Below are 21,503 nucleotides of genomic sequence, written 5' to 3'. Positions count from 1 at the left end.
TAAAATGGTCATCCATTCACAATAGGAGGATGAAGATGAAGAAATCATTATTTTTAGCAGAACTGAAAAATATCATCGGTAATCGAAAACTGCTCATTCCGCTTCTTGCTGTAATGTTCATTCCGGTTATGTACAGCGGGATGTTCCTATGGGCTTTTTGGGATCCATACAGCCAGATGAAGGACCTGCCTGTTGCCGTTGTAAACAATGACAGCGGCGCGGACTTCGAAGGTGAGGAATTGATGCTTGGTGATGAATTGGTGCAGAAGCTGAAGGAAAGCAATCAATTTGATTTCCATTTTGTTAATAAAGAAGAAGGCTATGAAAACCTCAAAAATCAGGAATATTACATGCTGGTTGAAATTCCCGAATCTTTCTCAAACAATGCTACGACCCTTATGGATGAACATCCTGAGAAGCTTTCGTTAAAATATGTTCCGAATGAAGGATTCAATTTTCTTTCGGGACAAATCGGGGATACCGCTGTAAAAGAAATCAAAGCAAGTTTGTCCAAGACCGTAACAGAAACCTATGCTGAAACCATGTTTGAAAATATTGATAAGATGGGTCAGGGGTTTGCTGATGCAAGCAAGGCGGCTTCCGAACTGAACGATGGAACAAATAAAGTATCCAGCGGTGCTTCAGAATTGAAGGAAAACCTGACGTTACTGGCAGAGAAAAACCTCGAATTTGATAACGGACTTTCTAAAGTGAAAGGCGGTGCAGATGAACTCGCTGCCAAAACAAAGGAACTATCAGAAGGACTGGGTAAAGTTTCAAATGGGTACAGCCAGTTATACGGCGGTGCAGAGAAATTGCAAGGGGGTTCTGACAAAGCTTCTGCCGGTGCCGCAGAACTGGCAGCGGGCACAGATAAAGCCGCTGCCGGATTTGAGAAAATCATGACTACTACCGATCAGCTCAAAAACGGGGCTGGCAATGCAGCACAAGGAGCAAGTAAACTTGCAGATGGAGCATCCACTGTTCAGGCAGGAGCGGCAGAACTCAGCCAGGGACTTGCTGTGCTTGACCAGTCGTTGTCTCCCGTCTTGGAGTCGATGCCTGACGATCAGCGCGCCAAGCTTACTGGTCTCTTGGAGAAGCTTGAAGAAGGCAGCAGCAGACTTGAAACTGGTACATCCAACTTATCTGCAGGTGCAAAAGAACTGCAGAATGGAACGGTTCAACTACAAGGGGGCCTAGAAGCTCTAAGTGAAGGAAACAAGAATTTAAACAGTGCTTTCTCAGAGTTAAATACTGGTGCTGCAAATCTGGCAGCAGGAACAAAAGAGTTATCAGAGGGACAATCCAATTTTATCGGGAAATTTTCACAAGCAAATGAGGGGCTGGCGAGTGCTGTCAGCGGTTCCCAGAGACTTGCTTCCGGAGGCACCCAACTGCAGAATGGTTTGAGCCAGCTCCAGGACGGTTCAGGAAAATTAGCGGACGGTTCCCGAAAAGCAGCTGATGGTTCATCACAATTAGAAGATGGAACTAAATCCCTTAATGATGGGACTTCTGAATTCAGTCAGGAATTGAAGGGCGCTGAAGAACAAGCCAATTCATTCAAGCCAAACGATGAAACATCCGACATGATGGCAGAGCCTGTTCAAGTAGAAAAAGATGCCGTCAATCACGTTCCCAATTATGGTACCGGTTTTGCACCTTATTTCCTTTCACTGGGCTTATTCGTTGGTGCATTGCTTATTTCCATTGTGTACCCGTTAAGAGAACCTGCCTTAATACCGGCATCGGGCTTTGCCTGGTTCAGAGGAAAGCTTGCGGTCTTAATGGTCTTTGGGGTCATCCAGTCGCTGATAGCTGACAGCATCCTGTTGTTTGGACTGGGGATTGAAGTGCAAAGTGTTCCACTATTCATAGCAGTGTCAATTGTAACAAGTTTTACATTCATTGCACTTGTGCAGACACTTGTGACGATTTTGGGAGATCCAGGACGGTTTGTCGCTATCGTCATCCTTATTCTGCAGTTGACTACAAGCGGCGGTACATTCCCGCTCGAGTTGATTCCTTCCCAGCTGCAGCCTGTGAGTGCTTTACTGCCAATGACCTATTCGGTTTCGGCTTTCAAAGCAGTCATTTCAAGTGGTGATTTTGCTTATATGTGGCACAATACGGGAATTCTCTCTGTCTACTTCCTTGTATTTGCCGGCCTGACAGCAGTTTACTTTTCAGGTTACTTTAAGAAAAAATATAATAATGAAATTATAAACGCATAATTGAAAAGTGCTGTATCGGATGGAAACCGGTGCAGCACTTTTTTCTTTAATTTGGAAAATAATTTACATTTTTAAAGCGATTCTGGTTCATAATAACGGAACGATAGAAGTTTCGAAGAGGTGACTAATGGATATAAAGCATAAAACCAAATTAACAACTTCAGAAATTTCCATGTTATGGAATACTTACATGGCAGATACCATGGCATATTGCATTTTGCACCATTTTTTGAAGACTACGGAAGATAAAGATGTCGACCCGGTGATCAAGTATGCATCCGATATTGCAAGGGAACACATCGAAGTCATTGGTGAGCTATTCCATGAGGAAAAACTTCCGGTCCCGTATGGTTTTGGAAAACGGGATGTGAATCCTGATGCCCCTAAGCTGTTTTCCGACGTTACCTATCTAAGGTATATCCATCATGTAGGAAGAAGCGGATTGAATGCTTATTCCCTTGCGAAAGGAGTCCTGGCACGGAAGGATATCCGCGGACTATACAGCAAATGGCTTCATCAGTCGGATAAGTTATTTGATATGGCATGCGAAATCATGCTGGAAAAGGGAGTATTCATCAGGTCACCATATATGGCCTATCCAGAAGATGTCGAGTTTGTTAAGGAAACAGATTTTATGGGCGGCATCTTTGGGGAGAAACGCCCGCTGCTTGCTCTGGAGGTTGCCCACCTGGGTACAAACATAGAAGTCTCGAATGTAGCCAAGACTCTCCTGATGGGATTCAGCCAGGTAGCACAGTCGAAAAGAGTATCTGATTACTTTAAAAAAGGATATGAATCAGCCCTCAAACACAATGAGAAATTCATAGAATGCTTAAAGATAGACAATGATTCCTATCCTTCGACTTGGGATTCCACCATCACCTCGTCTACAGAGAGCCCATTTTCAGATAAGCTCATGATGTTTCAAATTTCTGCTTTGAACTCCATCGGAATGGGGGATTACGGGATGGCACTTGCTTCTTCCATGAGAAAGGACATTGCCATGCTGTATGAGAGGCTGATTCTTAACCTCGGCAGATTCGCAGACGAAGGAACAAAAATCATGATCAAGAATGGCTGGTTCGAAAAACCTCCCCAAACTCTGGATAGAGAAGAATTGAGAAGGAAAAATAAATAATTTTACAAAAAATAACTTGTATTTGTAAACTATTCTTGTTAGGAAAAATATTACAGTTAGGGGTGATATCGTGTTACCGAAAAAATTTAATTTGAACGATAGAAAACCGATATCCTTATTGCTCCTTTTTTATACAGACGATAAATCATAATTCATTGAGGCTGTCGCATTCTATGCTGCAGCCTTTTTGGTTTCGGATAATCGGCCATCCTGACTTCTTTCGTTCTGACTATTCAGGGGGAAAACCGAATGATGAAGCTTTCTATTATGCATGATTTTTTACAATCATCTTCATGTAAGGCTCTTTTCTGAACTTTATTGCTATTCAATATAAATTTCAACTAATATTCTGGTATATCGTCGTAAAAACCCCGGTAAGAAGGAAAGAAAAGAGCTGCTCGTTCTGTTTCGAGAGTAAAACCTTTGTATACAGGGGAAAAATCCGGCACCTGGGATTTTTCCGAAAGCAACAATTTATGCGAAAACAGCCTTATGTAAGGAAATGACATTGAAAGCTCTTTCTTTATGGAACAGCCATGAAGGTACTGAGCGGTTCATAAGGGTCAGCAGCAATTTTGTATTTTCGTTCAAAAGCGGGGAGGATTCATTCATCTTAAGGCTGACGCCTGGTGAGGACAGACTCAGGCTGCAGGCAGAAATGGATTTCCTGTTGCTGCTTTCCAATCAGGGATTAACTGTCAACATGCCTGTTCCTTCTGTGAACGGGAACTTGATAGAACCAATCGTTACTGATGCGGGGAATTTTCAAGCAGTGGTCTTTAACTTTTTTGAGGGAGAGCAGCTGGAAATAGATGAAATGACAGGTGAACGGATGGAAGCATGGGGAAGGGCATTGGGCAGTTTGCACGCAGTTTCCAATGGGATTTCCTGGCTAACAGATCACACCAGGCTGGAAAGCTTGTTGGGGGGAAATGGGGACAACTTGCCTATGGCAGTCAGACGTGAAGAATCTTATTTGCGGAACTGGCTGTATGGACTTCAGCAAACCCAGGAATCCTATGGGCCGATTCATTTTGATTTAGAATTGGATAATATCATATGGCAAGGCAGTAAACCGCAGATAATCGATTTCGAAAGCAGTTTGACGGGATGGTATGCGGCGGATATCGCCTTCGCATTAAGAGATCTATTTGAAGATGTAGTAGACTTACAGGATGAGAAATTCAGCCTGTTCCTGCAAGGATACAGGCAGGCCCGGCCAATAGGGGACCAGGAAGTGAAAGACATTCCGATGTTCTTGCGTTATCGTCAGTTGCTGACATATAAACTGCTGCTTAATTCAATGGATGTCAAGGTGAACCCTGAACAGCCTGAGTGGGTGAATGAGTTGATCATCAAACTGGAAAACAAAAGGGCTCAATATGAGGCTGGATTCGAAGTGGAGAATGAAATGGAGCAGAGGAGTCAATAAAATGAAGAACAAAGCAGAAGAACTGGCTCAAAAGCAGCTTGAAGCTTACAATGCACAGGATATTGAGGGATTTCTCGACTGTTATAGGGAGGATGTAACAGTCATGGAATTTCCCTCGAACAAGGTGATTTATCGGGGAATCGGTGAATTAAGGGAGCGGTACAGCTGGATGTTTGGAGAGAATCCCGGCAATCATGCAGAGCTTCTGAACCGCATTACAAAAGGGAATGTCGCTATTGACCATGAGTATGTGACAGGCAGATCCAACGGTGCAGAAGCGTATGCTGTGGCAATGTATGAAGTTGATGGCGAAAAAATTTCCAAAGTCTGGTTTGTGGTTTAATATATCTTAGAGACTGGGATGTTCAACAAAAAAGCTGAAGCGGATTCTCGCTTCAGCCATTTTTATTTTTACAGGTCGTGATCCGACAGACAGTTATCGCAATGGTTACCATAGCACTCATGCTGCTCGTCGATATGCTCTCCGCATTGCACACATTGCTTCTTAGGTAAGTTTCTGAAAAAATCCACCACATTCGTTAACATGTTGATCACCCTCCGTTTTTTAGTATACCCTTTTGTTATATAACTGTTTATCAACTTATTTATATTGTATTATAACAGATTGATTTTAGTCAATGAATTTTGTATCTAAATCTTAAAATAATGAAAAAATAGGCGTATTGAAGTATAGTGGAGGTAGGATGAAAATCATTCTCATACCTCAAGTTGAAAGGGGAGAAATCTTTGAAACTGACTGTTATCGGACACTGGGGCGGATATCCCAAGCGGAATGAAGCCAGTTCCGGCTATTTGCTTGAAGAACAGGGGTTCAACCTGCTGATTGACTGTGGAAGCGGTGTATTGTCTTATTTGCAGAACCATATAGAAGCCTATGACCTGGATGCGGCGATTCTTTCTCACTACCATCCTGATCATACTGCAGACATTGGAGTCCTGCAGCATGCATTATTGATACAGAAATACCTTAGGGGCAATGATAAAACCCTTCCTTTTTATGCACATAATGAAGATAAGAAGGGTTTTGAGTCACTTACATATAAAGATCTCATGAAGGGGATGGAGTATGATCCTGCCGCTTCTTTGGAGGTCGGTCCGTTTTCAATTTCTTTTTTGAAGACCAGGCATCCCGTCCCATGTTATGCCATGAAAATTGAAGCAGGAGGAAAAACCCTCGTCTATACAGCGGATTCCGCCTACCAGGAGTCGTTCATTCCATTCGCAAAGGAAGCGGATCTTTTTCTTTGTGAATGCAATTTTTACGGAGACATGGATGGAAGCGGTGCCGGCCATATGAACAGCTTTGACAGTGGAAGGGCAGCAGGGGAAGCAGGGGTCAAAAAGCTGGTTCTTACCCATCTTCCTCATTACGGGGACCTTAATACACTTAAAGAAGAAGCAGGGACACTTTATAACGGGGAGATCATCCTCGCTGAAAAAGATTTGCAATTCATTATTTAGGAGGAAGTTTCAGATGAAATTCATCGATAATAAAGGCATTACAGACCCGCGCATCAACTTGGCAATCGAGGAGTATGCCTTAAAGAACCTCGATATTAACGAGGACTATTTGCTGTTTTATATCAACCAGCCTTCAATCATCATTGGAAAGAACCAAAATACAATAGAAGAAATCAATACCGGGTATGTGGAAGCGCAAAATTTGCATGTCGTCCGCCGTCTGTCAGGGGGAGGAGCGGTTTATCATGACCTAGGGAACCTTAATTTCAGCTTCATCACCAAAGACGACGGGGAGAGCTTCCATAACTTCCAGAAGTTCACCGAGCCTGTCATCAAGGCTTTGAAGAAGTTGGGAGTCAATGCCGAATTAAGCGGAAGGAATGATATTGAAGCAGAAGGCCGGAAAATCTCCGGCAACGCACAATTTTCAACAAAAGGCAGGATGTTCAGCCACGGGACGCTTCTGTTTGACTCAGAGATTGAAAATGTTGTTTCGGCGCTGAAAGTAAGGAAAGACAAAATAGAATCCAAAGGAATTAAATCAATCCGCAGCCGAGTAGCGAATATATCCGAGTTTCTTACAGAGAAAATCACCATCACTGAATTTCGTTCCATGCTCCTCCGCTATATCTTTGATGAGAATGAAGTCGAGGAGTATGTGCTGACTGAAGAGGACTGGAAGAACATCAATGAGCTGTCCGAGCAAAGATACCAAAACTGGGATTGGAACTATGGGAAGTCTCCAAAGTTCAACCTTCAGCATTCCCATCGCTTCCCTGTCGGATCCATTGACATAAGGCTCGAAGTCAATAAAGGCATCATTGAAAACTGTAAGATATACGGTGACTTCTTTGGTGTAGGCGATGTTAGTGAGATTGAAAACAAACTGACAGGATTGAAATATGAAAAAGCCGAGGTCCAGCATGCCCTTGAAGGCGTGGAGATTCAACACTACTTTGGAAACGTGACAAAAGAAGATATCGTCAACTTGATTTACTAATCAGGAGTATTTCCGTTCACTTGTAACTTTTTTTATGTAAAAAGGTTAATAACTGCACCTTATGGATAAAACATAGTATAGAGCAGATTTGAAGAAAGTGGTGAATTCAAATGGAAAAAGCTCAGGTTAAAAGATATTGTGAAACCGACAAGAAAGAAACCATCCATGATGCCGTGGAAGATGCCCTTGAGATTCAGTACAAGTGCACCGTCTGCGGACGCGAGGAACAAGTAGTCAAAAATTTCTTCTAACAATAGAAAAGTGAAAGCGCCTGGAATCTTGATCCCAGGCGTCAGCTTGTAGACAAAGTCCGAGGTTTGGACCATGTCTACAAGCTTTTCTTCTATATTTAAATAAAATGAATAGTTGATTTCCGCTACAGGCGCCCGACTCCGAGGGGCGGCGCTAAGCCTCCTCGGCTGCATAACAAGCGTAAGCGGCCGGTCAGCGACGTACAGATTGGAGGGCTCCTGGATGAAATAAAGGAATCACAACGGACATAGTGAGTTGATGATGACTTATCGCAACGAAGGAGACCGAAATTCTGCTAGTCGCTGGCCGCTAAAGGCAGATTCGCTTGCGTGGTTACGTTCCAGGGTACGTAACCTTGGTCTCACCTGTCCCGCTAATCCCGCACGAGGTCGTACGCCTTCCGCTCCAATCAATCCTAGTTATCAATAGTCTGGGAGACACTTAATCGGAATACTTTGTCTACGTCTGACTCAATGAACGTTCAAATGCGGTTTTTCTTTTTGGTGCAATCGGAGAAAGAATAGACCAAATCTGAGATGGCAGAGCGGGAAAATGGTTTAATCCCGAGGGGAATAGACCAGATCTGAAATGGAGGAGAGGAAAAATGGTGCAATACCCGAGGTAATAGACCAAATCTGAGATGGCAGAGTGGAAAAATGGTGCAATACCCGAGGTAATAGGCCATATCTGAGATGGCAGAGCGGGAAAATGGTTTAATCCCAGGAGGAATAGACCAAATCTTTGATGGCAGAGCGGAAAAATGGTTCAATCCCGAGGGGAATAGGCCAAAATCGGAGAGAGTGATGCAAAAAGCGGGGCAATCCGAGGAAGAACAGACTAAATCGGACGATGCCAAGCAATATATAGTGCATCCCGGAACAACAGCCCAAATCCAGGAGGACCTACCAGATAAATGGGCAAGTCCAGAGAAACTGCCGGACTTCATTCTTGTTCTCAAAATTTCTTCAGCAAAAGTAATGAAGTTTACCGCCGGCGGTAGGCATTCACCTTAAAGCGGATAGCAACTTATTTGCCCAAATAGAACCTGACCCCTTGAATTAAATGTTTTCTTTATATAAAATATATTTTGAAAACTTTTAATTTTTAAATGAATGACTATTCATTCATTATTAAAGAAGGGGAGGGAGAACGTGAATCTTTCTGCACGTTTAGAAGAGTCGTCAAAAAGCCATGCCATGAAGCCTGCCTATTATTTCATGGGCCAGTCCAGTACATACGGAGAATTGAATGGAGCTGTCAATAAGTTTGCCAGCGGGCTTGAAAAACTCGGTTTAGGCAAAGGGGATCATATAGCACTTGTGCTGGGCAACTCACCTCATTTCATCATTGCGCTATATGGGGCAATGAGAGCCGGGGCTACAGTCATACCAATCAATCCGATCTATACACCGGACGAAATCGGATACATCATGAAAAATGGGGACGTAAAAGCTGTTGTCACCCTTGATATCATGCTCCCGCTTGTGGAAAAAATGCATCATCATCTGCCTGAAGTCCATCACTTCATTTATTGTGAAACAGGGGATGAAAAGGCGAAGGGGCTGCAGCCTGAACAGCTTTCGGCGTACTCTAAATTGAAATCGTTTTCACAGGTGGTCAGCTCCGGTGATACTACGTACAAAGGACCTGATCTTCAAGAAGATGAGACGGCTGTCATCTTGTATACCTCGGGCACGACCGGCAAGCCGAAAGGAGCCATGCTCAGTCACAAAAATCTTTATTCCAATGCAAGGGATACCGGGGAATATCTAAAGATGAATGAAGATGACAAAGTCGTCACGACGCTGCCGATGTTTCATGTGTTCTGTTTGACGGTCGTCTTGAACGCTCCGCTGATGACAGGGGCGACACTCCTGATTACACCGAAATTCAGCCCGCAGGATATTTTCAAACTTGCAAAGGAATTTCAGCCGACAGTCTTTGCAGGGGTACCGACAATGTATAACTTCCTTTATCAGTATGAGGAAGGAAACCCTGAAGATTTTTCCTCTTTGAGGCTTTGCATCTCAGGAGGAGCTTCTCTTCCTGTTGCACTTCTTAAAAATTTTGAGAAAAAGTTCAATGTCATGATTTCTGAAGGATACGGTCTTTCTGAAGCATCGCCTGTGACGTGCTTCAATCCGCTCGACCGACCACGGAAGGCCGGCTCGATCGGTACTTCCATCGTCAATGTAGAGAATAAAGTGGTCGATGAACTCGGCGGTGAAGTACCAGTCGGTGAAGTGGGAGAATTGATTGTCAAAGGCCCGAATGTGATGAAAGGCTATTATAAGATGCCTGAAGAAACGGCAGCTGCGATCCGTGACGGCTGGCTCTATACAGGAGACCTGGCCAATATGGATGAGGAAGGCTATTTTACAATAGTCGACCGTAAAAAAGATATGATCCTTGTGGGCGGCTATAATGTGTACCCTCGTGAAGTGGAAGAGGTATTGTACAGCCATCCGGAGGTAGTGGAAGTGGCCGTTATCGGTGTTCCTGATCCGGAAATGGGAGAAGCAGTGAAGTGTTTTGTTGTAAAAAAGGGCGGCTCTTTAACAGAGCAGGAGCTTACCGCCTACTGCAGTGAACACCTCGCTAAGTACAAACTTCCAAGTTCCATAGAGTTTTTGGAGGAGCTTCCCAAAAACACGACAGGAAAAATTCTGCGGAGAGCATTGAAGCAGCAAGTTCTGCAGTCTTAATGAACATGGGCTTGTTTCCGTCAGCATCCGCTTTCGGAAATGAGCTCTTTTTCTTAAAGGTTTTTCACGTTCTTTGTCGAAAGAAGTAGTGGAAGCGCTCTGTTTTATTTCAACACAAGGGGGATACATATATGGAATCTATTTTGCTTGAACAAAGAGGGCATCTTGCCATCGTCACAATCAATAGGCCTGATGCTATGAATGCTTTTAACTATGACACCTTGGTGGAACTGGAAAAAACGGTTGAATCCATTCGAATCAACCCGGACGTCCGTGCAGTGGTTTTCACAGGAGCGGGAGAAAAAGCGTTCAGTGTCGGAGCCGATTTAAAAGAAAGAAAGACTCTGACAGAAAAACAAGTGAGAAGGAATGTGAACAAGATAGGGGATGTGTTCAATTCCGTTTCCACTCTTCCGCAGCCTACGATTGCAGCGATGAATGGCTATGCATTCGGGGGAGGCATGGAACTGGCCCTTGCCTGTGATTTCAGGATCGCTGTAAGCGGGACGACAATGGGGCTGACGGAAACGAGCCTGGCCATCATTCCGGGAGCGGGAGGGACCCAGCGCCTTCCAAGGCTGATTGGGGAGTCAAAAGCGATGGAGTTGATCCTCACCGCTAAAAGGCTCAAATCGGAAGAAGCTTTGGAAATCGGTATGCTGACAAAAACAGCACCTGCAGGATCTTTTATGGAAGATGTCATCGCCTTTGCTGAAGTAATGCTCTCGAATGGACCGGTTGCCTTGCAGCAAGCCAAATTCGCCATCAAAAACGGGATGAACACCGACTTGCAGACAGGACTGCAAATCGAAAGAAAAGCTTATGAAATCACGATTCCCACTGAGGACCGGGTGGAAGCCCTGGTCGCTTTCAGTGAAAAGCGCAAGCCTCAGTTCAAAGGAAAATAATATATAAAGGAAAGAAGCATATCCTGTGTCGATATGCTTCTTTTTAATTGGCTGTTTTCGCATATATGGTTGCTTTCGGAAAAATCCCAGGTGCCGCATTTTTCCCTGTATTCAAAGGTTTTACTCTCGAAAAAGAACGAGCAGCTCTTTTCTTCCCTGCTCACCGGGGTTTTTATGGCGATTACCAGGACTTCATTTGAAATTATAATGAAAAGCAACAAAGTTTATCGAAAAGAGCCTTCTAATTTTTCACTTCATAACTGAAAATATTGGTATAGCCGCACAAGTTACAGAACAGGCGGAACCTGTAAGAATCGTCATTCACTTTTTCAACAAGGTCAACCTGCTGGGGACCTGTGGTCAAATTGAATACAGCGAATGAGGGAGAATCGACTAGAGGAGAAAGAGGATAGACCCAGGGCAGGAGACGCTCGCAGTTTTCACATTTATGTATACTTGAAATTTCTTTCATAAAACACCATCCAATTTATGTAAGGATACTTATGCTGGGTCCATTTTACCATTTGCCTCCTATCCTATCTACAGTTATTCCTAGAATTATATTTTTTGGGTATCATGGCGGTTACGAGCTGCTGATATAGGTCAAGATCATGGTAAAATGAAGATAATTTAAGCTGATGAGGTATTTTCATGAATATTAAACACTATCTATCTTTTTGTACAGTGATCATCCTTTTATTTTTGGTTTTTACTGTCTTGTTCGGAATTACATTTGGAATCATATTCGTTACGGCAAACATTCTTTTAACGGCGTCTTTGTATTATTCTTATCCGAGGAGGAAAATCCGGATTTTACGATACATTCATAATGCTGTCCTGCTGGGGTACTCTGTATTTCTTCTTTCATTTGCGGCGGTTCAAATTTTACTTGTCTTAGAGATGGACACCGAAGTGCCTTCAGACATCGATTATGCGGTCATTCTTGGAGCGGGTTTGAAAGGGGAGGAAATTTCCCGGACTTTGGAAACTAGACTGAAGGCAGGAGCAGAATACCTTATTGATCATCCTGGAGTCCCAGTCATTGTTTCCGGCGGTCAAGGAAAGGGTGAAGATATACCAGAGTCGAAAGCGATGGCCGGGTATCTCATTTCACATGGAATCAACCCTGATAGAATCACGGAAGAAAATCAATCGACAACCACATTCGAGAACCTTGAAAACTCAAAACGGATCCTTGAGAGAAACGGTTCAGCCGATGGGCATATCTTGATTATCACCAGTGATTACCATGTCTATCGTGCGAAATTAACCGGGGAAAAACTCGGACTTCATTGCAGCGGATTAAGCGGGGAATCCGATTTTTTCATTCAGGTCAACTATATGATCAGGGAATATTTTGCTGTAGTGAAAACTGTTATCTTAAGTTGATAAGATAAAATAGCAGACGATCATAACTCGATCTTATCAATTATTCTTGTATACTAATATCTTCCCCGCTATAATATAATGAAATTATTTATTCCGGATTTGATATATTTTACATAAATGGGGTGGGATTGAAAGTGGAAGCATTGATTAATACAAGAAAACCCGGCGGCGAGTTCCGTACCGGCCTCCAGGCAGGAATCAGCATCGCAGTCGGCTATTTTCCGGTTGCCCTGACATTCGGGCTGCTGGCACGGACGACCGGATTGACTCTATATGAAACGGTCCTGATGAGCCTGCTTGTCTTCGCAGGGGCAGCGCAGTATATTTCCTTGAGCTTGATCGCGATCGGGACAGGGGTATTTGAAATCATCTTAACCACCTTCATTGTGAACATCCGCCACTTCCTGATGTCTGCCTCGCTGAATGAGAAATTGGAGAAAGAAAAGGGCTGGATCAAGGCTGTTTATTCTTTCGGTATAACGGATGAAACCTTTACGGTAATTTCCGTAAAGGATGGAAGAGCGAAGACATCCTTTGCTTTTGGTGTCATCCTCATCTCCTATGCAAGCTGGGTTGTGAACTCGGGACTCGGTTATATCATCGGGCAGGTTCTTCCTGAATTTCTGCAAGTAAGCATGGGGGTTGCCTTGTATGCCATGTTTGTGGGCCTGCTCGTACCGTCCATGAAAAAAAGTGTCAAAGTGGTCTATCTGGCTGCCACCGCCGCTGCCTTGAATAGTGTATTCCTTTTTACGACTGCCATCTCTGAAGGCTGGGCGATCATGTTTGCCACAATCATTTCTGCTGTACTTGTGGAGCTTGTTGCCAGCCTGAAAAAGAAAGGGGCCGCGCAAAATGAGTGAAACGATTCTTATCATGATAATCGGAATGGCTGTCGTTACGTATATCCCCAGATTAGTTCCGCTCATCATGTTCCAGGGAAAGGAGCTTCCTTCCTTTTTGCAGGGGGTCTTGAAAAATGTTCCGTTTGCTGTTCTGGGTGCATTGATTTTTCCGAAAATCCTTTTGATTCAGGGTGGGGACATCTGGTTCGGGGCTGTTGGAGCAGCGGCAGCGTTCCTGCTGGCATATCTCGGTGCGAATGTTATTGTGGTCGTCTTGGGAGCCATTGCCGTGCTCTCTGTGTATTCCTTGTTTTTTACTTAGAGAAGAATCTGATGTTCTTCTCTTTTTGTTGTAGTAAAATATTTATTTTGGATATAATTTCACGAATTTCCACCTTACCCTTGAGAGTCCATCGCTTCGAACCATAATCCAATACTTCAAGAGGGTCATAATCCCAGCTAGGGGCTTTCGATTTTAGTCTTTTCTAAGGTTTTCGCCTTTATAAGAGCTGGATTTCTCTCCTGTATCCTGCCGGAATTACGGTGAATTTACAGGGCATCATTTATAATTTACATTTAATAGCCAAAAGAGCCTTTCTAATAGGCTCGGATTTTAGTGGTACACTAACTAACGGCAGGGCAGGGATGTCAGATTTGCTGAAACTGCCTGTTCTATTTATAGGGACAGGTCATTACATATAGTATAGAAGGAAATGAAGGGAGGAATCTGTATTGCGGAAATGGGCGTTCAGGGCTGTACTGCTTTATTTGTTCTTAGGGATATTCTTTTACATTTATCTGTACTTCCTGGCTGATTCATCTTTGCCTGATGTTTATAAAGGGAGCAGTGCCGATCCGGAAACATTTATGAACAGCAGGGAACTGATGCTGAGTGAAGAGTATTCCAAAATAAAGAATCTATTGTTTTTTCTTTCCACGCCTTACGAGTGGCTGTTTTACTTTCTGATTTTGATCCTTGGCGCCTCAAGGGCATTTGAGCGATGGTCCCAGGCAACATCAAGGTTCAGGATCCTTCAGACAGCGATATACTTATTCTGGCTGTCACTGCTTTCGAATTTGGTGATTTTTCCTTTCCAATATATTTCGTACAGAATTTCCAGGGCTTACGATATTTCAACACAAAGTTTTTCCGAGTGGATGAAGGATGAATTGACAGATTTCTGGGTGAATTACCTGACGATGTTCATTATCATCACCGTCCTTTATTGGCTGGTCAGGAAATTCCCAAAAAGATGGTGGCTGGCTGCATGGGCATTATCTGTACCATTCAGCATTTTCATGATGTTTATCCAGCCTGTCCTGATTGATCCTCTATATAATGATTTTACCCCTCTAAAGGATAAAGTCCTGGAGGAAAAGATCCTGGATATGGCTGACCGGGCAAATATACCTTCTGATCATGTATATGAAGTCGATATGTCTTCGAAAACCAATTCCCTGAACGCTTACGTGACCGGAGTCGGCTCAAATTCAAGGATCGTCTTGTGGGATACGACAATCAACAGGCTTTCCGAGAGAGAGATTCTCTTTATCATGGCACACGAAATGGCTCACTATGTCGAAAAACATATTTACATCGGGATTGCGCTGTACTTAGTATTTTCTTTCTTTGGTCTATGGATTGCAGCCAAATTGATGGATTTTCTTATTAAAAGACACGGCGGGAAAATGAAAGTAGACAAAGTTTCCAGTCTTAGTTCGCTGCCTGTATTCCTTTTAATTACTTCCATACTGATGTTCACCATCAGTCCATTCTCCAATTTCATCTCCCGGTATCAGGAGACACGTGCCGACCGGTATGCGATTGAAATGACGGATGATACGGAAGCAGCCATCTCATCTTTTCAAGAATTATCCAGAGTAGGTTTGAGCCAGGTCAATCCCCCTCTCCTGGTTAAAATATTCCGCTATGGACATCCGACAATGCTGGAGAGGCTTATTATGCTGGAAGAGCATGAGAAGGGTGAATGACACGGAAGATGAAACCAAAATCCCTCCCATTCGTATAATTAATGGGAGGGATTTTTTAATGAAAGACATCAATATACAACTTGATCAAGTGAAAGAGGATCTGAGATTACATACAAAATGGACCCGCAGACAAAGTCAGCTGAGGGATGAACTTATGGAAGCGAAAGGGAAATTGAGAAGATTCAAGGAACATCTTGAAAAAGAAAATGAGGACGTAGATAAACTGGAAGGCTGGTCGGTCACCGGTTTGCTGTTGACGATGGCAGGAAAAAAGGAAGAGCGTCTGGAGCTTGAAAAAGAAGAGGCCGTGAAAGCAAAGCTTCAATATGATGAGTGGAAATGGACGGTTGAAGAACTGCAGCAGGAAGAAAGGGAACTCTCAACTAAAATCATGGACCTGGGGAGACCTGATAAGAGATACGAAATGCTGCTGGAGGCAAAAGAAAAGATGATACATGATTCTTCTTCAAATCTCAGTGAGCTTTTATACAATCTGGCAGAACAATCATCCGAACTTAAAGCTCAACTCAAAGAAGTAAAGGAGGCGGAAGATGCTGCGGCCAGGGCAGGTGAGAAGCTGGAGACAGCTTCTGGCTTTCTTAGGAGCGCGGGGAACTGGGGGATGCTTGATCTGGCCGGGGGAGGGATGATCTCAACTGCGGCCAAGCGTTCAAAGATGGATGAGGCACAGCGGGCACTTCATGGAGCCCAGAGATACCTGAAAACGTTGGAAAGAGAACTACAGGATCTGAATATGGAAGCTTCTGGAACCTTGGAGGTTTCCGGTTTCCTGAACATGACGGATATGTTTTTTGATAACTTCTTCTCCGATATGATGGTGCAGGACAAAATCAGCAGGACCGCGGAACAGGTCTCTGAAACAAGGAGAAAGGTGAAAAGTCTTTCGTTGAAGCTGGAGAAACAGGCAGACGGGCTCAAGCGGGAAACGGAAGATATAGAAGAAAAAAAACGAAAACACCTGGAAAATGCGTAAAAATGAAGGTGGACTGACTTTGTAAGTCAGTCCATTGGTTATATTCCATATTCTTCGTTCAACTTTTTCAATTGAAGCGACAGTGTCATGAATTTTTGTCTGTTATGCTGATCCAGGGCACAATCCAGCTCTTCTTTCAGCTTCTTTTTTTGATTCAGTAAGCTGATTTCATTCAATACCATATCCACATAAATTTCGTTCAAAGTCATCTCGGCGGCTGTTTTCCCTGTCTTTGCACAAGCTCTCATCAATTCTGAATAGGTTTTCTTTTTATCCATAAACTCACCCCTGAAGTCTTTTTTATATGGCTCTTTTCAAAACAGTTGTTCCATTTGGTCCAGGCTATCCAAAATTCATCCGATATCTCTGCAGATAAGAAAGAAAAGAGCTGCTTCCCTGGTGGGAAATAAAGCTTCGGGCATCCAGGAGGAAATCCTTCTTTAGGGACTTTTCCGAAGTAATAATTGCGAAACAGACTTTGCACAAAACACGTTACATGAAACGAATGATGGCAGAAGAACCAGGTCTTGGCTGTGCTTATTAAAAAAGCTCCTTTTGGGCCCTCCGGTGTTTCCGGTGAAAGAACTTTTTTCTATTATATGAGATAACTTCAAAGAAAACAACGTAAAATTTTAAATTTTCTGATAAATTATTCCTGGCGAACCTCCAGGAACTTGATGTAATTTTTGGAATATTATGTTATTATGGTAGAGAAATTGTAGAGGAGGCAGAGGAATGGTCGAAAAATCTCGAATTATTGAAGAATATGAAATCAATCCCTATACGATGCTGATTATGCCGATTGAATATGGCTCCAGGACGTATACCGAAATCCATGAAGAGAGTGAAACATTGTTATCACCGTTTAAGCCTTTTGACATCATCAAAAAAAGCTGTGAATTTTTCGGATCATCTTACCAAGGCCGGAAAGACGGCACAAAACGATTGACTGGCATTACACATAAAGCCCCCATCATTGTAGATCCTCATTCGTCTATTTATCTTTTTCCAACCACTTCACCAGTCAAATCCCATTGCATGTGGGTATCCCAGGATCATGTACTTTCCCATACGAAATTGAACAGCAGTGAAATCAGTGTGACATTCAGGGACCGCCGCAGCTTTACGCTTCCCATTTCATATGCCAGTTTTGAACAGCAGATGATGAGGACCGCAATGTTAAGGATCAATTACCAGCATCGGATCGTCCATTCAGAGAGGAATTCTTCATCGCGCAATTTCGCTGTTTATTCAAGCAGGGCATCAGAGCAGGTCCCTGCTTATTCCTGGGGAGAGAAGGCCCCGGGGAAGGACAGGCAACCGTATTGATGAGTAGTGTGGATGGAAGCTGAGACAGCCCAAAGCCCGGCAGGAAGTTTTCTGCCGGGCTTTCTGCGCTGTATTTAGAGTGTTTTCTTGGGAGGCGGTCTGCGGTCAGCCTGAGGAGGGGATTCCTTATGCTTTTTTGCTTTCCTGGGTCCCGGTGTTCAGGAAGCGCTGATACAAGTAATGTCTCAGCAAATCCTCGACCCGGTTGCGGAGGCGCGGGTTGAAGTAATTATGATGCTCCTCATATCCTCTGTAAAGGAACAGATACATAGTAAAGGCATCATCGGTCTTGATTCTTTCCACTTTCATTCCGTTGTGCTTCATGTACTTTTTTACACCTGCAAGCTCGCTTTGAATGATCTTCATCGTTTCCTCGATCAGTTCCAGATAAGGTCTTTTCAGTTTGAAGGGGCTTTTTTCCACAACAGCAAAGTCCCTGTCCAGCACAGTCAAGACCATTGGCAGGTAAATAGCCTGCTCTAAGATGTTTCGATCTTCCTCAGAAATCCTGGTCATAATTATGCTCCTTTTTATAAGGAATTACAGAACATTTGTTCGTATATTTATTTTACGTACTTTTTACTGATTTATCAATATCCAATATTGCAGAACGCGGTCGAATTTCAAACTTTTTTCCATAGTATGGTTGATTGAATTGAATTTTAAACGAAAATGGAGCCAATCCCTAATTACAAAAAAAGTTCGGGAAAATGATTAAGACAAAGGAATTGAGCATGGACTGTCGAATTTTTTAAAATAGAAATTCTATCGATTCAGAAAAGGAGTTGGCATTTTGACAAACAAAAAAGGAGTTACTGCAGAGGATTTGTTTCAACTGAAATCTGTTTCCGACCCCAAACTATCACCCAATGGGAAAGAAGCAGTCTATGTGCTGACGGAAATGGATAAAGAAAAAAATGAATACATATCGAACCTGTATCTTGTCAATATCGAGACGGGGAAAAGCGTTCAGTGGACATTCGGAACGAACAGAAATTCATCGCCAAGGTGGTCGCCTGATGGAGAAAAAGTAGTGTTTGTCTCAAACCGCTCGGATAAGAGCCAGTTATTCCTGATTGCACGGGACGGGGGAGAAGCGAAGCAAATCACTTTCTGCCCGAATGGCGCTGCGCAGCCATTATGGTCCCCCTGCGGAAAAAATATTGCCTTTTCAACAGCAATGGAAGAAGGGGAATCCCTGACCGAAGGAAAGGAAGAAGATAAGGATCCTCAGCCGCTTGAAGTGAAGAAAATGAAGTATAAGTCCGATGACAGCGGTTTTTTCAAGGGGAAAAGAAACCATATTGCCATCCTTGATTTGGAGACTGATGACATGAAACCGATAACAGGGGGAGATACAGATTACTCTTTGCAGTCATGGTCTCCTGACGGAAAATACATAGCTTATGGCGCAGACAAAAGTGCAGACCTGGACACCTCATTCCAGACCGATTTATTTTTATATGATGTAGAAAATTCCAGCGAGAAAAAGATCACAAACGGAACCGGTTATTTCGGGAATGCTGCATGGTCGCCTGACAGCCGTTCCATTGCACTGCTCGGCCATGAAAGGGAATTTCAAAATGCAACTCTGACAAAGGTCTGGCTGTATGGACTGGAGACAGAATCGCTCAGCTGCATGACAAAGGATCTCGACAGCCCGGCAGGAGATCTGATGGTCATCGATTTTCAACAGGGTGTGACGAATCCCGGGATACAGTGGTCCCCGGATAATGAAAGCTTTTATTTCATGACTACAGATAACGGAAATACAGTTCTTTATTATGGAAACCGGGACGGTGCCATTTATCCGGCATTGCTGAATGATCAGCATATTTACGGGTTTGATGTGGACGGAGAGAATCAACAAGCCATCTTGGCAATCAGTGATCCATTGCTGCCCGGAGATTTATTCATGCTTGACATTCCTTCCGGCGACTTGAAGAAGCTGACCTGTGTAAATGATGATTTCCTCGGGCAGGTTGAGCTTGCCGAAACAGAAGCCATTACATTTAAAAGCAAGGACGAGTGGGATATCAATGGCTGGCTGATGAAACCGGCCGGTCTGAAAGAAGGGGAAAAGTGCGGCCTGATTGTTGAGATACACGGCGGGCCTCATATGATGTATGGAAACACATACTACCACGAATTTCAGATGCTCGCAGCAGAAGGATATGCTGTGCTGTTCATCAACCCAAGGGGCAGCCATGGATACGGCCAGAGTTTTGTCGATGCGGTCAGGGGAGATTACGGCGGCGGAGATTATGAAGATGTGATGGCGGCGGTGAACCATGTTCTCGAAAACTATGAATTCATTGATAAAGAGAGACTTGGCGTAACAGGTGGAAGTTACGGAGGTTTCATGACAAACTGGATTGTCGGGCATACTGGCATGTTCAAAGCAGCAGTCACCCAAAGGTCGATTTGCAACTGGGTCAGTTTTTATGGTGTCAGCGATATCGGTTATTACTTTTCCGAGTGGCAGATCGATGCCGGCCTGGATGATATCGACAAGCTGTGGAAACACTCCCCGCTTGCGTATGCGAATAACATCAAGACGCCGTTATTGATCCTGCACAGCGAGAAAGATTACCGCTGTCCGATCGAGCAGGCCGAGCAGCTGTACATTGCGATCAAGAGACAAGGGAAGGAAACAGAGATGGTGCGGTTCCCTGAATCCAATCATAATCTCTCAAGAAACGGCAAACCGAACTTGAGAGTGGCCAGATTGAACTACATTAAAGAATGGTTCAAAAAATATATCTGAATTTCTTCCCGTGCACCCAGTAACAGGATTTGCCGGGTGTATATTGATAAAATTGTTTTGGTATGCTGATTAAAAAAGGGTTCCAGGCTCCTTCTGCGTCCTTATTCAGCGGATGATTTTCTGCTGACCTTTGAAGTCAATAGGCCAGGTGAAAGTGGAATTTCTAAATGCAGCAAATTAGGAGAACCCATCCCAAAAAAACAAGCAGACTGAACCGCAGTGTAAATGATATTTCATTTTTGTGACAATCCATTTAGATGGCAGGCCCTTATGTTATACTTCAAATAAGTCCTGAATTTACAATATTCAGGTATAATGAACTAGAACTTTAGCTTTCAATGAAAATTTAAAATGAAAAATGGTGTTTTGCTCTGTGGTTATTTAGGGGAAAGATATAGTATGGATATCGAGATGATAAAAGCATGGTTCACACTTGAAAATATAATGGATTTAATCAGGGAATACCGTTCGTTCGGTCCTCTGCCCGGGATCCTGCTGCCTATGCTGGAAGCCTTCCTTCCATTCCTTCCGCTATTTGTCTTTGTGCTGGCGAATGTCAATGCATTCGGACTGTGGTTCGGTTTTTTGTTCTCGTGGATGGGAGCTTCCTTTGGAGCACTGCTGGTGTTTTTGCTTGTCAGGAAATATGGACATACACGGTTCTTTCGTTTCCTGAAAAATAACAGGCAGGTTCACCGCTTGACAAACTGGGTGGATCGTCACGGGTTCGGCCCCTTATTCCTGCTGTTGTGCTTTCCGTTCACGCCATCAGCATTGGTCAATATTGTAGCCGGATTATCGGGGATCAATATTTTTCAGTACATGCTGGCAGTAGTCGCAGGAAAAATCGTCATGATCTTCACCATTAGCTTTATCGGGCATGATATTGTATCATTGTTTCAACAGCCGCTGCGTACAGCGCTGGTACTCGCAGGTATCTTTGTACTTTGGATTGCGGGTAAACGGGTGGAAGCACGAATCAATAAAAAGGTAGAAAAAGATCACTCCCGCGGTTGACCTGGGTAGGAGGAAT

23 protein-coding genes are annotated in these 21,503 nt (G+C 43.5%); 19 read left to right on the top strand and 4 right to left on the bottom strand.

The window, feature by feature from the left end:
* Positions 1 to 35 precede the first annotated feature (35 nt).
* From D3H55_RS08070 to D3H55_RS08055, 4 genes are all read left to right on the top strand, one after another.
* Positions 36 to 2,237 carry a YhgE/Pip domain-containing protein gene (locus D3H55_RS08070; protein ID WP_119546385.1) on the top strand — a complete coding sequence of 734 codons (2,202 nt, stop codon included), beginning with the start codon at positions 36 to 38 and terminating at the stop codon, positions 2,235 to 2,237.
* Positions 2,238 to 2,364: 127 nt separating this feature from the next.
* Positions 2,365 to 3,375 carry a DUF3231 family protein gene (locus D3H55_RS08065; RefSeq protein ID WP_119546384.1) on the top strand — a complete coding sequence of 337 codons (1,011 nt, stop codon included), beginning with the start codon at positions 2,365 to 2,367 and terminating at the stop codon, positions 3,373 to 3,375.
* Positions 3,376 to 3,877: 502 nt separating this feature from the next.
* Entirely contained in the window at positions 3,878 to 4,807 is a 930-nt protein-coding gene (locus D3H55_RS08060; protein ID WP_119546383.1) for a phosphotransferase enzyme family protein, read from the top strand.
* Position 4,808: 1 nt separating this feature from the next.
* Positions 4,809 to 5,150 carry a nuclear transport factor 2 family protein gene (locus tag D3H55_RS08055; RefSeq protein ID WP_119546382.1) on the top strand — a complete coding sequence of 114 codons (342 nt, stop codon included), beginning with the start codon at positions 4,809 to 4,811 and terminating at the stop codon, positions 5,148 to 5,150.
* 68 nt (positions 5,151 to 5,218) lie between these two features.
* Here D3H55_RS08055 and yhfH read toward each other — a convergent pair whose 3' ends face one another.
* Positions 5,219 to 5,353, bottom strand: a complete 135-nt coding sequence (yhfH, locus tag D3H55_RS08050; RefSeq protein ID WP_119546381.1) for a protein YhfH — start codon at positions 5,351 to 5,353, stop codon at positions 5,219 to 5,221.
* A 201-nt stretch (positions 5,354 to 5,554) separates the two neighbouring features.
* On the opposite strand from yhfH, the gene D3H55_RS08045 reads away from it, so the two are divergent.
* The 7 genes from D3H55_RS08045 (at position 5,555) to D3H55_RS24095 (ending at position 11,354) form a co-directional block, all read left to right on the top strand.
* Positions 5,555 to 6,289, top strand: coding sequence for an MBL fold metallo-hydrolase (locus D3H55_RS08045; protein WP_119546380.1), 735 nt, complete (start codon positions 5,555 to 5,557; stop codon positions 6,287 to 6,289).
* A 13-nt stretch (positions 6,290 to 6,302) separates the two neighbouring features.
* Positions 6,303 to 7,289 carry a lipoate--protein ligase gene (lplA, locus tag D3H55_RS08040; protein ID WP_119546379.1) on the top strand — a complete coding sequence of 329 codons (987 nt, stop codon included), beginning with the start codon at positions 6,303 to 6,305 and terminating at the stop codon, positions 7,287 to 7,289.
* Positions 7,290 to 7,399: 110 nt separating this feature from the next.
* Positions 7,400 to 7,540, top strand: coding sequence for a hypothetical protein (locus D3H55_RS24100; RefSeq protein ID WP_168412996.1), 141 nt, complete (start codon positions 7,400 to 7,402; stop codon positions 7,538 to 7,540).
* A 693-nt stretch (positions 7,541 to 8,233) separates the two neighbouring features.
* Positions 8,234 to 8,554, top strand: coding sequence for a hypothetical protein (locus D3H55_RS08035; protein WP_119546378.1), 321 nt, complete (start codon positions 8,234 to 8,236; stop codon positions 8,552 to 8,554).
* 138 nt (positions 8,555 to 8,692) lie between these two features.
* Entirely contained in the window at positions 8,693 to 10,246 is a 1,554-nt protein-coding gene (locus D3H55_RS08030) for a fatty acid--CoA ligase family protein (protein WP_119546377.1), read from the top strand.
* 131 nt (positions 10,247 to 10,377) lie between these two features.
* Positions 10,378 to 11,154, top strand: coding sequence for an enoyl-CoA hydratase-related protein (locus tag D3H55_RS08025; RefSeq protein ID WP_119546376.1), 777 nt, complete (start codon positions 10,378 to 10,380; stop codon positions 11,152 to 11,154).
* Between the two features lie 47 nt (positions 11,155 to 11,201).
* Positions 11,202 to 11,354, top strand: coding sequence for a hypothetical protein (locus tag D3H55_RS24095; protein ID WP_168412995.1), 153 nt, complete (start codon positions 11,202 to 11,204; stop codon positions 11,352 to 11,354).
* 41 nt (positions 11,355 to 11,395) lie between these two features.
* On the opposite strand, the gene D3H55_RS08015 is transcribed toward D3H55_RS24095, so the two are convergent.
* The gene (locus D3H55_RS08015; protein WP_119546374.1) at positions 11,396 to 11,626 is read right to left on the bottom strand and encodes a hypothetical protein; all 231 of its coding nucleotides are present in this window, start codon (positions 11,624 to 11,626) and stop codon (positions 11,396 to 11,398) included.
* A gap of 179 nt (positions 11,627 to 11,805) precedes the next feature.
* On the opposite strand from D3H55_RS08015, the gene D3H55_RS08010 reads away from it, so the two are divergent.
* The 5 genes from D3H55_RS08010 (at position 11,806) to D3H55_RS07990 (ending at position 16,374) form a co-directional block, all read left to right on the top strand.
* A complete protein-coding gene (locus tag D3H55_RS08010) occupies positions 11,806 to 12,543 on the top strand; it encodes a YdcF family protein (protein ID WP_119546373.1) in 738 nt (245 codons plus the stop codon).
* Positions 12,544 to 12,677: 134 nt separating this feature from the next.
* On the top strand, positions 12,678 to 13,406 hold the full coding sequence (locus D3H55_RS08005) for an AzlC family ABC transporter permease (RefSeq protein ID WP_240628516.1): 729 nt from the start codon (positions 12,678 to 12,680) through the stop codon (positions 13,404 to 13,406).
* Positions 13,399 to 13,710: an AzlD domain-containing protein gene (locus D3H55_RS08000; protein WP_119546372.1), complete on the top strand. Its 312-nt coding sequence runs from the start codon at positions 13,399 to 13,401 to the stop codon at positions 13,708 to 13,710. The genes D3H55_RS08005 and D3H55_RS08000 overlap by 8 nt, the downstream gene beginning before the upstream one ends.
* A 410-nt stretch (positions 13,711 to 14,120) precedes the next feature.
* The gene (locus D3H55_RS07995) at positions 14,121 to 15,380 is read left to right on the top strand and encodes a M48 family metallopeptidase (RefSeq protein ID WP_205685431.1); all 1,260 of its coding nucleotides are present in this window, start codon (positions 14,121 to 14,123) and stop codon (positions 15,378 to 15,380) included.
* A gap of 58 nt (positions 15,381 to 15,438) precedes the next feature.
* The gene (locus D3H55_RS07990) at positions 15,439 to 16,374 is read left to right on the top strand and encodes a hypothetical protein (RefSeq protein WP_119546371.1); all 936 of its coding nucleotides are present in this window, start codon (positions 15,439 to 15,441) and stop codon (positions 16,372 to 16,374) included.
* A gap of 38 nt (positions 16,375 to 16,412) precedes the next feature.
* Here D3H55_RS07990 and D3H55_RS07985 read toward each other — a convergent pair whose 3' ends face one another.
* Entirely contained in the window at positions 16,413 to 16,652 is a 240-nt protein-coding gene (locus tag D3H55_RS07985; protein WP_119546370.1) for an IDEAL domain-containing protein, read from the bottom strand.
* Positions 16,653 to 17,109: 457 nt separating this feature from the next.
* On the opposite strand from D3H55_RS07985, the gene D3H55_RS07980 reads away from it, so the two are divergent.
* On the top strand, positions 17,110 to 17,703 hold the full coding sequence (locus tag D3H55_RS07980; protein ID WP_119546369.1) for a competence protein ComK: 594 nt from the start codon (positions 17,110 to 17,112) through the stop codon (positions 17,701 to 17,703).
* A 126-nt stretch (positions 17,704 to 17,829) separates the two neighbouring features.
* On the opposite strand, the gene D3H55_RS07975 is transcribed toward D3H55_RS07980, so the two are convergent.
* Positions 17,830 to 18,219, bottom strand: a complete 390-nt coding sequence (locus tag D3H55_RS07975) for a YhjD family protein (RefSeq protein WP_119546368.1) — start codon at positions 18,217 to 18,219, stop codon at positions 17,830 to 17,832.
* Between the two features lie 277 nt (positions 18,220 to 18,496).
* On the opposite strand from D3H55_RS07975, the gene D3H55_RS07970 reads away from it, so the two are divergent.
* A complete protein-coding gene (locus D3H55_RS07970) occupies positions 18,497 to 20,470 on the top strand; it encodes a S9 family peptidase (RefSeq protein ID WP_119546367.1) in 1,974 nt (657 codons plus the stop codon).
* A 399-nt stretch (positions 20,471 to 20,869) separates the two neighbouring features.
* Positions 20,870 to 21,487 (top strand): TVP38/TMEM64 family protein, encoded by a 618-nt coding sequence (locus D3H55_RS07965; RefSeq protein ID WP_119546366.1) that lies wholly within the window; start codon positions 20,870 to 20,872, stop codon positions 21,485 to 21,487.
* The last annotated feature ends 16 nt before the right edge of the window (positions 21,488 to 21,503 follow it).

It is taken from the genome of Bacillus salacetis (assembly GCF_003581585.1).
Classification (GTDB): domain Bacteria; phylum Bacillota; class Bacilli; order Bacillales; family Bacillaceae_B; genus Rossellomorea; species Rossellomorea salacetis.
The sequence above is the reverse complement of the archived record's forward strand: the minus strand, read 5'-3'. Positions and strand labels throughout refer to the sequence as shown.